10 protein-coding genes are annotated in these 13,360 nt (G+C 31.9%); 5 read left to right on the forward strand and 5 right to left on the reverse strand.

Going from position 1 to position 13,360, the window contains the following annotated elements:
- Positions 1-57: 57 nt before the first annotated feature.
- The 3 genes from WG945_RS11185 to WG945_RS11195 all read right to left on the reverse strand — a co-directional run bounded on the left by WG945_RS11185 (position 58) and on the right by WG945_RS11195 (position 3,051).
- Positions 58-1,686, reverse strand: coding sequence for a sodium/sugar symporter (locus WG945_RS11185; RefSeq protein ID WP_068447955.1), 1,629 nt, complete (start codon positions 1,684-1,686; stop codon positions 58-60).
- 55 nt (positions 1,687-1,741) lie between these two features.
- Complete coding sequence (locus WG945_RS11190) at positions 1,742-2,029, reverse strand: hypothetical protein (protein WP_068447957.1); 288 nt, start codon at positions 2,027-2,029, stop codon at positions 1,742-1,744.
- Between the two features lie 77 nt (positions 2,030-2,106).
- Positions 2,107-3,051: a LamG-like jellyroll fold domain-containing protein gene (locus WG945_RS11195; RefSeq protein WP_068447958.1), complete on the reverse strand. Its 945-nt coding sequence runs from the start codon at positions 3,049-3,051 to the stop codon at positions 2,107-2,109.
- Between the two features lie 593 nt (positions 3,052-3,644).
- Here WG945_RS11195 and WG945_RS11200 point away from each other — a divergent pair.
- From WG945_RS11200 to WG945_RS11220, 5 genes are all read left to right on the forward strand, one after another.
- Positions 3,645-4,757: a sulfatase-like hydrolase/transferase gene (locus WG945_RS11200; protein ID WP_068447959.1), complete on the forward strand. Its 1,113-nt coding sequence runs from the start codon at positions 3,645-3,647 to the stop codon at positions 4,755-4,757.
- Positions 4,758-4,853: 96 nt separating this feature from the next.
- Entirely contained in the window at positions 4,854-4,997 is a 144-nt protein-coding gene (locus WG945_RS11205) for a hypothetical protein (protein ID WP_197482037.1), read from the forward strand.
- Between the two features lie 2 nt (positions 4,998-4,999).
- Positions 5,000-6,418 (forward strand): sulfatase, encoded by a 1,419-nt coding sequence (locus tag WG945_RS11210; RefSeq protein WP_068447960.1) that lies wholly within the window; start codon positions 5,000-5,002, stop codon positions 6,416-6,418.
- Positions 6,419-6,429: 11 nt separating this feature from the next.
- Positions 6,430-7,947: a glycoside hydrolase gene (locus tag WG945_RS11215; RefSeq protein WP_068447961.1), complete on the forward strand. Its 1,518-nt coding sequence runs from the start codon at positions 6,430-6,432 to the stop codon at positions 7,945-7,947.
- A 213-nt stretch (positions 7,948-8,160) separates the two neighbouring features.
- The gene (locus WG945_RS11220) at positions 8,161-9,696 is read left to right on the forward strand and encodes a sulfatase family protein (protein WP_068447962.1); all 1,536 of its coding nucleotides are present in this window, start codon (positions 8,161-8,163) and stop codon (positions 9,694-9,696) included.
- 419 nt (positions 9,697-10,115) lie between these two features.
- Here WG945_RS11220 and WG945_RS11225 read toward each other — a convergent pair whose 3' ends face one another.
- Both WG945_RS11225 and WG945_RS11230 read right to left on the reverse strand, forming a co-directional pair.
- Complete coding sequence (locus WG945_RS11225; protein WP_068447963.1) at positions 10,116-11,426, reverse strand: FGGY family carbohydrate kinase; 1,311 nt, start codon at positions 11,424-11,426, stop codon at positions 10,116-10,118.
- A gap of 146 nt (positions 11,427-11,572) precedes the next feature.
- Positions 11,573-13,360: an L-fucose isomerase gene (locus WG945_RS11230; RefSeq protein ID WP_157603524.1), complete on the reverse strand. Its 1,788-nt coding sequence runs from the start codon at positions 13,358-13,360 to the stop codon at positions 11,573-11,575.

The following is a 13,360-nucleotide window of genomic DNA, read 5'->3' on the forward strand; positions in this document are numbered from 1 at the left end:
AAAATCGCCTAAAGAAATTTAGACGATTTTTTTGTTAAAATTATGTTTGGCAATTTCTTACCAGAATAAACAGTACAATACGGTTAATAAAATACATACTGTTATAGATCCCATATTGAATAATGGTGATGTTTTAAATAAATCTTTAGTGATTTCAATTCCTTTAGGATCATCTGCTCCTTTATTTTGAATATTACTCATTATCATGATAATAACAAGAGTTAAAAGCGTTGTAATTCCCATTTGATGCATCCAAGGCTCGAATACAGGGATAGCAATAAACTTTAAAGCCAATGCAATAGGAATAGATAAAATTGCTCCCCAAATAGCTGCATTGTTGGTTGTTTTTTTCCAGAATAAACCTAACATAAATACTGCTAAAATACCAGGACTTACAACACCTGTATATTCTTGTATAAATTGAAATGCTTGGTCAATTCCTCCTAAAAGTGGCGCAACAATAACAGCGATTAATAAAGCAACTGCAGCAGAAATTCTTCCTACATTTACTGTTGTTTTATCATCTGCATTTTTGTTAATGTATTGCTTGTAAATATCCATTGTAAAAATGGTAGAGGTAGAATTTAACATCGAAGCTAAAGAAGAAACAATTGCCGCTGCTAAAGCTGCAAAAGCCACACCTTTTAGTCCGGTTGGTAAAAACTGTAACAACCAAGGATATGCTTTATCTGCTTGCTCTACAGAAGGTACATTTAACATACCTGCTTCTCCTAAATTAGCCATAATAGATGAATCATTTACCATTACATACGCTGCAATACCAGGAATTACTACGATTAATGGAATTACTAATTTTAAAAAAGCTGCTAATAAGATCCCTTTTTGAGACTCTTTTAAAGATTTAGCTGCTAAAGTTCTTTGTATAATGTATTGATTGAATCCCCAGTAATATAAATTGGCAACCCATAAACCACCAACTAATACCCAAATACCAGGTAAGTTTACATAGTTATCATTAGATTCTTCTAAAATCATGTGGAATTTTTCTGGTGCAGCTTCCCAAACTTTAGAGAAACCTGCAATCATTCCTTCTCCTCCAGAAACGGTATTTAATGCCAAGTAAGTGGTAATTAATCCACCAAAAACTAAAAATACTACTTGTATTACATCTGTCCAAGCTACGGCAGATAAACCTCCATATAAAGAGTAGGCCGCTGCAAAAAGTGCCAAACCAACAATAGCGTACATCATATCTACACCCATAATGGTTTCAATAGCCAAACCTCCTAAATACAATACTGAAGCAAGGTTTACAAAAATGTATAAAGCTAACCAGAAAACGGCTAAGATTGTTTTAAGGTTTGTAGAGAAACGTTTTTCTACAAACTCAGGAATTGTATATAATCCTTTTTCAATAAAAATAGGTAGAAAATATTTACCAACAATTATTAAGGTTAAGGCTGCCATCCATTCATAAGAAGCAATTGCAATACCTAATGCAAAACCAGAACCAGACATACCAATAAATTGTTCTGCAGAAATATTTGCAGCAATTAAAGAAGTACCAATTGCCCACCAAGGCAAAGATTTACTTGCCAAGAAGTAATCTTCTGCATTTTTTTGATGTCCCTTTTTATCTCGAGAAACCCATAAACCTACACCTAAAATTAGAATGGCATATGTAATAAAAACTACATAGTCCCACATTTCAAAACCTGCTTTCATTATTTTTTATGATTTATTAATTATGATTTACAAATTTATTATAATTTAATTGTTACTATAGTGGGGTTTTGTAACAGAATAGGTGCAATAATGTATCGTTTAAGGTTTTTAGTAAAATATTTTTTTTATCACCACCTAAAAGGTCCATATCCTTAAATAATTTACTAGAAACACTATTTGTGTTGCCTTCTGCCCAAGCTTTAATGGTTAATTTATTATCACCCCCAAAAATTACATTTTGGTGTACTTCTTTTGGGTTTATGGTTATAATATCTGTTTGCGAATATGAAACGAAAGAAATTAACAGTAAAATCTTTAAAAGAACTATTTTTTTGTTTTTCATGAGGAGAAATTATGAAATGAAAAACGGAGTGAAAAATTAAAATTATCACTCCGTTTAAATATGTTTTTCTATTTATACTACTCTTTGATAGCTTTTAGAGTACCCATATTTTGGTCATCAGCATCTTTACATTTAACCATGTAAATTCCTTTAGATAAAGAACTCATGTCTATGCTTTTGTTAATTACTTTTTGAGAAGTAACTTTAGCTCCTAATATGTTATAAATTTCTACAGATGAAATTTTATCAGAAGAAAAAGATAAACGATCAAGTACAGGATTAGGGAAAGCATTAAAAGATGTTTTAGCTACATTATCATTCACACCAAGTACTGTGGTATCATAAATGTTTTTAATAAAAGCATCATCTGCTGCACCTGTATAAATACGAACATCATCCATAGCTCCGTTAAAACCTCTATCAGAAGGATTAGCGTTATAATCGTTACCAATTAATAAAGGAGCTTCTGTTGTGTTGGTAGACCAAGTAGTATTTGATCCTTTTAGTTCTCCATTTTGATAGATACGAACTGTTGAGTTATCTTTATCCCAAACAACAGCAATATGACTCCAAACATCAAGTTCTAAGGTACCTACTCCCATTCCTTTTCCGTTGATTTCTGCTCTTACTTTAGATCCTTGGTGACCAAATGTCCATTTTTTACCTGGTGAGTTTTCACCTCCTCCTACAACTGTAGTTTGTGGTGTTAATGCAATTAATTTAATCCATGCAGTCATTGTTCTGCTAGCGTCTCCGCTAATAGGAAAATTTGCTACGGTAGATAAAAAATCTGCTCTATCAAAGCCTGTTATAGCTCCGTTTGCAGTTCCATCTTGTCCCACTTCATAAGTAATTGAACCATCTTCATCAGTAGCAGTTAAATTCCAGTTACCAGTTTCATCAGTAATACTGTTATCAAATTTGTAGTGAGCTTCTAATGTTTGCGCACTTAAATTGTTTCCTGCAATAAACAAAGCAGCCATTATAAATGCTGATTTTAAAAAAGTAGTTTTTTGTTTCATGTTCCCTTAAAATTTAAATGATTAATAATTTATTTACTTTGCTAAGTTCTTTAAATTTTATGTTAATTATGGAGGATAAAGAAACAAAAAGGGGGTAAAAATGTTGCGTATGCATAAATTTCAATGATTTTTTAGAGTTATTACTTTTGATGGGTTGTTAAAGTTTAAAAATTTATTATCAGGCTAAGTATCATATATGTTATAGTAAATTAGGTGTATTTTTTTTAAAGAATCTTTTTTTTATTAGATTTATAGAAAGTTATTTCTATTGATATTACAGTGTTATTTTTGATGAATTTTGGTTGTGTTCACTTTTTAATATTAAATTATTGATAGTCATAGCTATATGCACCGCATGGAGACTCTTTAATAGAATTGTAACATTCTCACTCCCTTGTTGTAACAATATTAGACTGTTTTTTACGCTACTTTAAGTTAGATTAGCTTTAATTAAAAAAGTCAACAACTTGAATCTTAAAAAAAACTTTCATCCTGTTTTTACAGAATTATTAAAATTTATTTTTTTTAAAATGAACAACTTATTTATACTGCTATTGTGTTGTTTTTTAGTGTCTTGCAATACAAGTAACGCGGTGCAAAAAGACCAAAAACCAAATGTTATTGTCATTTTAATTGATGATGCTGGTTATGCAGATTTTGGTTTTATGGGAAGTAAAGATCTAGAAACACCTAATATTGACAAATTAGCAAAAAGTGGTGTTATTTTTACAGATGCACATGTAAGTGCAACAGTTTGTGCACCAAGTAGAGCAGGTTTAATTACCGGAAAATACCAACAGCGTTTTGGTTTTGAGGCAAATGATACAGGTGATAAAAATTCTGGTGATATTGGACTTTCTGATGATGTGGTAACTATTGCAGATGTTTTTAAGAAAAATGGTTACAAAACAATGGCATTAGGGAAATGGCATTTAGGAAAACAAGAATCAGACCTTCCTAACAATCGTGGTTTTGATGAGTTTTATGGTTTTGAAATAGGAAGTAGATCTTATTTTCAAATAGAAAACCCAAGTAAAGCAAGAATGTTGCAACATAATGGAGAACGTGTAAAATTTGATGGGTATTTAACAGATGTTTTAGGAGATCAATCTGTAAAATACGTAGAAGAAAATAAAGACAATCCTTTTTTTATGTACCTAGCTTACAATGCGGTTCATACTCCCATGGAAGCTAAAAAGGAAGATTTAGAGAGGTATAAAAACCATCCAAGACAGTATTTAGCAGCAATGACTTGGTCTTTAGATGAGAACGTAGGGAAACTTCAAAATAAATTAGAAGAGTTAGGTATTGCAGATAATACAATTATTTATTTTTTAAGTGATAATGGTGGAGCAGCAAATAACACTTCTTCTGGAGGACCATTAAAGGGGTGGAAAGGAAATAAATTTGAAGGCGGACATAGAGTTCCGTTTGTGGTAAGTTGGCCAGCTCAGATTAAAGGAGGTCAAACTTTTAATGGTTTGTCTTCTTCTTTAGATATTTTTACAACTTCTATGGCAGCAGCAAATATTAAAAAAGGATGCAGATTTAATTTTAGATGGTGCAAACCTTTTACCATTTTTAAAAGGAGAAAAAAAGGGAGACCCGCATGCTCAATTATTTTGGAGAAAACTAGAAGAAGCCGGAGCAAGAGTAGGAGATTACAAGATGGTTCGTTTGCAAGTTTATGGAGCAACTTTATATAATGTTGAAGAGGATTTAGGTGAAATGAAAGACCTTCAAAATAGTAACAAAGACGAGTTTAATGAATTAAACACAGCTTTAAAAACTGGGAATCTCAAATGATGGAACCACTTTGGGGAGAACCAAGAAATTGGATGGATGTTACGTATCATATTCATCAACGATTAATGGAAAATAAAGAGGTTTTATATACAAGCCCTGGTAAAATGAAAAAAGTTTTAAATAAAGAGTCTAAAAAGTAAATATGAAGTATTTATATATCGTTTTTTTATGTGTTTTGTGCTCTTGCAACACACAAAGTTTGGTGAAATCAGAAAGTAAACCAAACATCATTTATATTAATGTAGATGATTTAGGTTGGATGGATACGGAAATCTATGGATCTACTTTTTACGAGACTCCAAACATTACCAAACTAGCAAAAAGCGGCATGCTATTTACAAATGGATATGCTTCTGCTGCAAATTGTGCGCCTAGTAGAGCTTGTTTAATTAGCGGACAAAATACTCCAAGACATGGTATTTATACCGTTAGTAATTCTGATAGAGGAAATGAAAAAACTAGAAAAATAATTCCTATTAAAAACACAGAAGTTTTAGCAGACAATAATATTACAATTGCAGAAATGCTCAAGAAATCTGGCTACACAACAGGTACTTTTGGTAAATGGCATTTAGGAGACGATCCTAAAACACAAGGTTTTGATGTAAATGTTGGGGGTGCTAATCAGGGTAATCCGGGTAAAGATGGGTTTTTTAGTCCGTATAACATAAAAAATATTGTTGATAATAAAAAAGGAGAAAACCTAACAGATAGATTAACGCAAGAAGCCATTTCATTTATAAAAGAGAATAAAGAAAAGCCATTTTTTCTGTATTTGCCATATTATGCAGTTCATACGCCGTTATCAACAACAAATGCTTTAGAAGAAAAATACAAAGAAAAAGGAGGGAACTCTTTTCAAAATAAGGCAGTTTATGCAGGTATGATTGAAACGGTTGATAGAAACATTGGTTTGATTTTAGATGAAATTGAAGCCCTAAATTTAAAAAATACACTTATAGTTTTTACTTCGGATAATGGTGGAATTAGAGATATATCTAATCAAGACCCATTAAGAGCAGGAAAAGGCTCTTATTATGAGGGAGGAATAAGAGTGCCTTATATTATTTCTTGGAAAGAAAAAATAAAACCTAATACGATTTCTAAAACACCAATTAGCAATTTAGATTTTTATCCAACTTTTATGGATATTTTAAATGTAGAGATGCCAGAAAAAATAGTAGATGGAACTTCAATTTTTCCTGTTTTAAAAGGTAAAAAGATTAAAGACAGAAGTCTGTATTTTCATTTTCCTATTTATTTACAAGCGTATAATTTTAAAACAGATAACGGTAGAGATCCTTTTTTTAGAACCCGACCGGGTTCTGTAATTATTGATGGTGATTGGAAACTGCACCAATATTTTGAAGATAATGCACTCGAATTATATAATTTGAAGACAGATTTAGGTGAAAAAAATAACCTTTCAGTCGTTCATCCAAAGAAAACTGCAGAGTTATTAAAAAAACTAACTACTTGGAGAACTGAAATCAATGCACCAATTCCTACGGAGTTAAATCCGAAGTATGAGGCTAATTTTGTTCCGAATAAATTTAAGTAAAAACAGTAAATATGAAAAATAAGGCGGTTCTAGTATTTTTGTTTCTAAGTGGCTTTTTGTTTTCACAAAGTAAAATAGCACAGATAGAATTAGAGATTCATCCAAATGTAGAATATCAAACCATACATAATTTTGGAGCTTCAGATGCGTGGTCTGCTCAATTTGTTGGTAAATGGTCTTTGGATAAAAAAGAAGCAATAGCAGATTTATTATTTAGTACAGAAAAGAATGCAGATGGAACTTTTAAAGGAATTGGTCTTTCTACTTGGCGCTTTAATATTGGTGCAGGAAGTGCAGAACAAGGAGTAGAAAGCAGTATTAAGGATGAATGGAGAAGAGCAGAAGGTTTTTTAAATAATGATAGTTCTTATAATTGGAACAGACAATTGGGGCAGCAATGGTTTTTAAAAGCAGCAAAAGAAAGAGGTGTTTCTTCTTTTATTGGTTTTGTAAATAGTCCGCCTGTACAGTTTACAAAAAATAATAAAGCATTTTCTGCAGACGGATTGTCATCAAACCTAAAAACAAGTAATTATGTAAAATATGGGTTGTTTTTAAAAGATGTAGTAAGACATTTTAAGGATAGTTTAGATCTTAAGTTTAATTTTATCAGTCCTTTTAATGAACCTCAATGGGATTGGAAAAATGGAAAACAAGAAGGTTCTCCTAGGAATAATGATGAACTCTCAAGTGCAACCAAAAAAATAGATTCTGTTTTTAAGAACTATAATTTAGATACAAAATTAGAAGTATCAGAAGCAGGACAAATAGATTATTTGACTTCAATTAAAAAAGGAAAAGAGCATAGAAGTAACCAGGTAGAAGTCTTTTTTAACCCTACGAGTGATTTGTATCTTGGAAATTTAGAAACCGTTTCGCAAAAATTTGCAGGACATAGTTATTTTACAACTTGGGATATTTCTAAGTTAAAGACAAAAAGAGAAGAAATTAAAAAGAAATTAATAAAGTACCCAAATTTAGAGTATTGGATGACAGAATATTGTATTCTAGAGAACAATGAAGAAATTAGAGGAAAAGGGAAAGATTTAGGCATGAAAACGGCTTTGTATGTGGCCAGGTTAATGCATGCAGATCTTACTATTGCTAATGCAAGTGCATGGCATTGGTGGTTGGCAATGACACCTTATAATTATAAAGACGGACTTATTTATCATGATAAAAATACAGAAGAAGGTACTTTTGAAAGCTCAAAATTATTATGGGGCTTAGGTAATTTTTCGAGATTTATAAGACCTCAGGCAAAACAAATTAAGATAGATTATAAAGGTAAAAATTCCCTTGAAAATTTAGAAAAAGGAGTTTTAGTTTCAGCGTATAAGAATAAAGATAATTCTATCATTATTGTGGCGGTCAATCAAAAAGAAACAGCCGTACAACTAAATTTTAAAAGTACTATAAAGCAAGTTTATGTTACAGATAAAGACTCAGATTTAAAATTGATACAACATAATGCGGATAAAAAAGATGTTGTAATCACTGCTAAATCGATTACTACTTTTATTTTATGATTTAAAGTATTTAAATAGTTTCTTATCAGTTAATTACGTGTTGTTTTATTCTAGTGTATTGTTTTTAATTTGAGCTTGTTAAGCTTAAAAAATAAAAATTATAAAGAAATAAGAGTCATTTTGATGCTGTTTTCTAACGAATATTACCCCCAACCATTCAAATTATATACTTAATTTTACATTCATTATTTTTAATTAATTAATAGAAATCCCATGTATTTAAAAAATATTATTTTTAAATGTTTCTTCTTGTCTGTTTTTGTAATGACAAGTTGTAAGTCAGTAGAAAAAGAGAGTACATCTAGCAATTCAGGTAAAAAACCAAATATTGTTATTATTTATTTAGATGATTTAGGTTACGGAGATTTAAGTGCTTACGGAGCAACTGAATTACAAACGCCTAATATTGATGCTTTAGCTAATGGAGGAATTAAATTTACAAACGGGTATGCCTCTTCGGCAACATGTACACCAAGTAGATATGCATTGTTAACAGGTGTGTATCCTTGGAGAAATAAAAAAGCAAGAATTTTAGCAGGTTCTGCTCCTTTAATTATTGATGTTGCGCAACAAACATTACCAAAAATGTTAAAGAAACAAGGCTATCAAACGGCAATTGTTGGTAAATGGCATTTAGGTTTAGGGTCTGGGGATGTTAATTGGAACGGAAAAATAACTCCGGGGCCAAATGAAGTAGGTTTCGATTCTTCTTATATTATGGCGGCTACGCAAGATAGAGTACCAACAGTTTTTATAGATAACGGACATGTAGTAGGTTTGGATAAAAATGATCCGATTGAAGTAAATTATAAAAAGAATTTTGAGGGAGAGCCTACAGCAAAATCAAACCCGGAAATGACAACCATGAAATGGCATCACGGACATAATAATAGTATTGTAAACGGAATTCCTAGAATTGGGTATATGAAAGGTGGAGATGCAGCAAAATGGACAGATATTGATATGGCAGACCATTTTTTAGGAAAAGCACAAGAGTATGTAAAATCACATAAAGAACAGCCTTTCTTTTTATATTATGCAATGCAACAACCGCATGTACCAAGAACTCCACACCCTCGTTTTGTAGGTAAATCTGGAATGGGACCAAGAGGTGATGTTATTTTAGAAGCAGATTGGGTAGTTGGTGAGTTTATAAATACCTTAGAAGAAGAAGGTCTTTTAGAAAATACGTTAATTGTTTTTTCTAGTGATAATGGCCCAGTTTTAAATGATGGGTATTATGATGACGCCATAGAAAAATTAGGAAAACATGACCCAAAAGGAGGTTTAAGAGGTGGTAAATACAGTCTGTTAGAAGCAGGTACTAGAGTACCTTTTATAGGTTATTGGAAAGGAACAATTAAACCAACTGTTTCAGACGCTATTGTTTGTCAAATGGATTTATTAGCTTCTTTAGCAAACTTAACAGGAACCTCAGAAAATACAACAGATAGTAAAGATATTTTAGATGCTTTTTTAGGTAAGTCTAATAAAGGAAGAGATCATTTGTTAATTGAAGCAAATTCTAGAACAGCTTTAAGAAGTGGAGATTGGTTAATGATTCCTCCTTATAAAGGGAATAAGTTTAATAAAAAAGTAAATATTGATGTTGGTATTCGTCCAGAATTTCAATTATATAATTTAAAACAAGATGTTGGTCAACAACAAAATTTAGCAGAAACAAATCCTGAGAAATTAGCAGAACTAATTAAAGTCTATGAGTCTTTAAGAGGTGAAAAAATAAAATAGATTATACTTCATTCTTTATTTAAAACCATCCCTAAGGCTTTCCTTTCGGATGGTTTTTAGTTTACAATTAGTTTTGAAACAAAAAAAACATGAGTGTGACATTTCTAATTTATGAGAAATCCCATAACAGCTGTAAACTTAATCTAATTTCTTCCAAAAGGTCGAAAAGACAAAACGTAGCGCAGCCAAAATTATAGGATATTTGGGGGTTCTTAACCTGATAAGATGCTGAAATAAATTCAGTATGACAGATATTCGTTACATATAGCCTATGTTATAATGTGATAAAAAAAACACCTAACAATCAGTTGTTAGGTGTTTTTATCAATATTTTTTCTTGTAAGTAGATTTGTTAATCTGAAAAATGAACCAGGTTAATATCAACTTGATTGTTGTAATTTTAGTATCAAAAACTTGGGTTATAAGTAAGATTTCATCATTAATGCAGCACCTAAAGCACTTTCATTTTTACATTCTGATATTTTAATAACGATGCCTTTTTTTAATAGGGTTAAGTATTTAATAAAGATTTCGTTTTTATTAAATCCACCAGAAATATAGATGTTCTTAATCGACTTGTCTTTATCAGTTATTAAATTAATACCCGCAATTACTTTTTTAGCAATTTCATAGATTAATTGGTAGTAAGCAGTTTTATAAGAACCAAAATGTTTTAATAAATCTTCATTAGCTTCAAAATTGGTGTCAATTCCATCACTTAGAAAAATTTGTGCATTTTCTACAATTAATTCTTGACACAGTTTCTCGTCTAAACCAAGATTTAAATGCTTGTCTATGTCTACTTTATAATAATCACTTAATGGGGTTAAATACACTTCATGTATGCGTCCTAAAAACTGCATAGAAGATTTAACTTGTTGCTTTTTAGGAGTCATAAAACACAAACAATTATTAGTTAATTGATGTTGTGTTAAGGTTTCTGTACTAAAAGGATTCATAGCAATAATCCACGTTCCTGTAGAAAGTAGTACAAAATCGTTGCCTTTTTCGTTTTCTAAAATAGGGATTATAGAAGAAGAACTGTCATGCAAACCAGAACCAACGGCAACTTGCTGTCCGTTAATTTCAGATAAGATTGCTTTTTCTCCATTTACAGGTTCTGGTAAATTAATATTTGCAGCCTTTAACCAAGGGTGATATTGCATTTCATCAAAATTCCAAGTAGCTGTATGTGCGCCGACAGAAGTAAAGTCTGCGGTAATTTTTTTTGTGAATAGATAGCTTAAATACTGTGGGTAATGTAAAATTGCATCTACATTTTTCCATACTTGTGGTTTTTCTTTTTGCATCCAAAGCATTTGTAGACCTGTATTTAACATACCGTAAGCAGGAGAAGCTGTTGTTCTAGAAAACTCTTCTACACCGCCGTTTAATTGATGGAAATTAGTGTAATTATGTATGTCTAAGGGTTTTAGATAATTGTATAAAGGGGCAATTCTATTGCCTTGCTTATCTAAATATACTAGAGATGCACCGTGTGTAGAGAAATTAATCGCTTTTAAATGGAATTCAGGATTGTTTTGAACTTGTTTTATTTGCTCTAAAATCCAATTTTCTATAGATTCTAAGTCATCACAAGGAAAACCATCATCATCTAAAACTTCTTTAAATTTTGTAGAATTTTGAAAACAAACATTAAATTTTTTATCAAATAAAAATATTTTTTTATTCGTTTTTCCAATATCTATAACTGCGATTACATCTTCCATTTTATTGAAGGTTAAATTGATAAAGTATCCTTTTAACAATTTGCAGATCTGGTAAAAGGGGGATCTTTATCAGTATTAAAAAAGAATTGGCGACTCAACAAATAATTCAAAATTTGGTCGCCAATTCTTATAAAAAAAAATAGTTATTATTCTTTAAATCCGTATAACGGACCATAATTTTTACATGCTCTATAATCTGCACCTTCTAAGTTTTCACCGAAAGCAGACCATGCACTTGGTCTAAATACGTCGTCTTCAGAAACATTGTGCATATTTACAGGAATACGTAACATTGCTGCTAAAGAAATTAAATCTGCACCAATATGTCCGTGAGAAATTGCACCGTGGTTTGCTCCCCATTTCGCCATTACCGTATACACATCTTTAAAGAAACCGGTACCTGTGGTTCTTGGTACAAACCAAGTTGTAGGCCACGTAGGGTCTGTTCTTTCATTTAAAACAGTATGCACATCTTCTGGTAATTCTACACTCCAACCTTCTACAATTTGTAAAACGGGCCCAATTCCTTTAATTAGGTTGATTCTACACATCGTTAAAGGCATTTGCCCTTTTGTTAAGAAATTAGAAGAGAATCCTCCTCCTCTAAAATACTCTACAGTAGCTGGTGGCCATTTGGTATTGTCTAAACAACGTTTAACATCTTCATCTGTAATGTCCCAAAATGGTTTCATTGTAGGGTTGCCATCAGCATCTTTTTGTTGTGCGGTAGCATCTAAAGTGGTAGAACCAGAATTGATTAAGTGAATAATTCCGTTTTCTGCCAATCCTGTTAATTTTTTACCCGTCACTCTTTCTACAGACTCAGGACTCCAATAAGTTCTTACATCAGAAAATAATTGTGCTTTATTAGTCAATAAGTGACCAAATAACATAGAAATTGCATTTAAACAATCGTTTTCTGTTGCAAATGTATATGCTTGACGAATTCCGTTCCAATCGAAAGAAGAGTTTAAAATAGACTCTGTAAAATCGGCGTTTGGTTGGTAATCGGTCCATTGACGTTGTCCTTGGAAACCACCCATAATTGCGTTTCTTCCTTTAGACTCTTCACCAAATCCCATTTCTTTCAACTTCGGATTTCCGTTCATTAAATCTTTACAAATCAAAGTCATTTTTACAACTTTCTCCCACTCAGCATCTTTTTGAGAACGCGATTTTTGTGCTTCAGGATTGTTTCTATCTGCTCCTTCTTCACAGTTTTCTTTGGTCCAAGCTAATGCTTTTGCATATTCCTCTTGGTCAAAAATACCTTCATCAATACGTCTTAAAAGTTCTACTGATTCTACAAACTCAGCTCTTACGCCTAAATAGTCTTGTAAAAAGTTGACATCTACCATAGAACCTGCAATACCCATAGAGCTATATCCTATTGATAAATAAGATTTTCCTTTCATTTGAGCCACTGCCAAAGCACCTTTTACAAAACGTAATATTTTTTCTGATACATCTTGTGGAATGGTTTGGTCGCCACCATCTTGTACTTCTTTTCCATAGATACCAAATGCTGGCAATCCTTTTTGAGAATATCCTGCTAAGGCAGCAGCTAAATACACCGCTCCTGGTCTTTCAGTACCATTAAATCCCCAAACTGCTTTAGGTAAAAGAGGATCTGTATCCATTACCTCTGTACCATAACACCAACATGGCGTTACTGTTAAAGAAACCTCTACACCTTCTCTTTTAAATTTATCTGCACAAGCAGCCGCATCTGCAACACCACCAATAGTGGTATCTGCAATAACACATTCTACTTTTTCTCCACTAGGAAAACGCAATGTTTCTTCAATTAATTTGGCAGCCGCTTTGGCCATATCCATCGTTTGAACCTCTAAAGATTCTCTCACTCCTAATTCACGCCCATCAATCACAGGGCGAATTCCTATCTTTGGTAATCTACCTATAAGTCTACTCAT

This window comes from Polaribacter atrinae, assembly GCF_038023995.1.
Lineage (GTDB): Bacteria > Bacteroidota > Bacteroidia > Flavobacteriales > Flavobacteriaceae > Polaribacter > Polaribacter atrinae.

Excerpts from the sequence above, each read along its gene's own strand:
- WG945_RS11185 (WP_068447955.1), bottom strand. The coding sequence starts at position 1,686 with ATGAAAGCAGGTTTTGAAATGTGGGACTATGTAGTTTTTATTACATAT.
- WG945_RS11225 (WP_068447963.1), bottom strand. The coding sequence starts at position 11,426 with ATGGAAGATGTAATCGCAGTTATAGATATTGGAAAAACGAATAAAAAA.
- WG945_RS11210 (WP_068447960.1), top strand. The coding sequence starts at position 5,000 with ATGAAGTATTTATATATCGTTTTTTTATGTGTTTTGTGCTCTTGCAAC.
- WG945_RS11220 (WP_068447962.1), top strand. The coding sequence starts at position 8,161 with ATGTATTTAAAAAATATTATTTTTAAATGTTTCTTCTTGTCTGTTTTT.
- WG945_RS11205 (WP_197482037.1), top strand. The coding sequence starts at position 4,854 with ATGATGGAACCACTTTGGGGAGAACCAAGAAATTGGATGGATGTTACG.
- WG945_RS11190 (WP_068447957.1), bottom strand. The coding sequence starts at position 2,029 with ATGAAAAACAAAAAAATAGTTCTTTTAAAGATTTTACTGTTAATTTCT.
- WG945_RS11195 (WP_068447958.1), bottom strand. The coding sequence starts at position 3,051 with ATGAAACAAAAAACTACTTTTTTAAAATCAGCATTTATAATGGCTGCT.
- WG945_RS11230 (WP_157603524.1), bottom strand. The coding sequence starts at position 13,360 with ATGAGTAGACTTATAGGTAGATTACCAAAGATAGGAATTCGCCCTGTG.
- WG945_RS11215 (WP_068447961.1), top strand. The coding sequence starts at position 6,430 with ATGAAAAATAAGGCGGTTCTAGTATTTTTGTTTCTAAGTGGCTTTTTG.